The 862-nt window shown below is 34.3% G+C and carries 1 protein-coding gene; it reads right to left on the reverse strand.

Annotation, left to right across the window (positions count from 1 at the left end; all coding sequences use genetic code 11):
• Positions 1–306: 306 nt before the first annotated feature.
• Entirely contained in the window at positions 307–846 is a 540-nt protein-coding gene (locus HMPREF2805_RS00270) for a hypothetical protein (protein ID WP_075230960.1), read from the reverse strand.
• Positions 847–862: the final 16 nt, after the last annotated feature.

Raw genomic sequence — 862 nt, forward strand, 5'->3', positions numbered from 1 at the left:
TATGATAAACTATAGTTGTATTTTTTTATCATCCTTTCGATTGCTTGTCACATGGAAGGTTGAAACCTCACACTCAAAGTTTGGCGACGGCGAGTGTGAGGATTTTTTTATTTATTATTCAACAAAAAACGGTAACTAAATTTATAGTTACCGTTTCTGCGTGGCAGCTTGTGCCAACCAGATTATTTGCACTAGGATTTCTCCTAGGTTAGTAACTATATATTATCAAATATATTTCATTTTGTCAAAAATGGAAAGTTGAATCCTTATATTCAAAGATTGCTGTTGGAGATTGTGGGGCTTTTTTTATTCTACGATGATTTCGCCAATAGGAATAATATCTTTCTGTTTTGAAGATTTAGCGATTAGGTCATATTGGTCAGCAGATTTTTCGTAACCGAGGGAAAGAGTAGCATTCTCGTCGGGTAGCTTTTTAGCAAATTCAGAAATAGACATACGAAGCAAAGTGATTGCATTTTTCTGGTCAGTAGTAGCGGAATTTGATTGGACTGCACCTAGAGCTTCTTTGGCCTTATCTTTAGCCGTTCCAGTTATCAAAATCATGATAGTATCATGTGGTTCAGATGAGTCTGAATCGATTACATTATTTTGAATTTTTACGCTTATTGCTCCAGTTGATTCAGGATCTAATTTTGATTTGATTTCAGAGATTAACTCATCATATTTGCTGTTATCTACTTTGGCTTTTGTATCTGTTGAAGTAGTGTTTTTTTGCTCCGTTTTAGGTTGCTCAGTATTATCTTTTGAAGTTGACTGATTATTAGAACATGCTACTAAAGCAGTAGCGGAAAGCAAGATAGTTGTTGTAGTTAGTAGTTTTTTCATGGATATTCTCCTTTTT

This window comes from Streptococcus sp. HMSC034E03, from assembly GCF_001811505.1.
In the GTDB taxonomy this organism is placed as follows: domain Bacteria; phylum Bacillota; class Bacilli; order Lactobacillales; family Streptococcaceae; genus Streptococcus.

Coding starts and splice junctions, on each gene's coding strand:
- HMPREF2805_RS00270 (WP_075230960.1), bottom strand. CDS start 846: ATGAAAAAACTACTAACTACAACAACTATCTTGCTTTCCGCTACTGCT.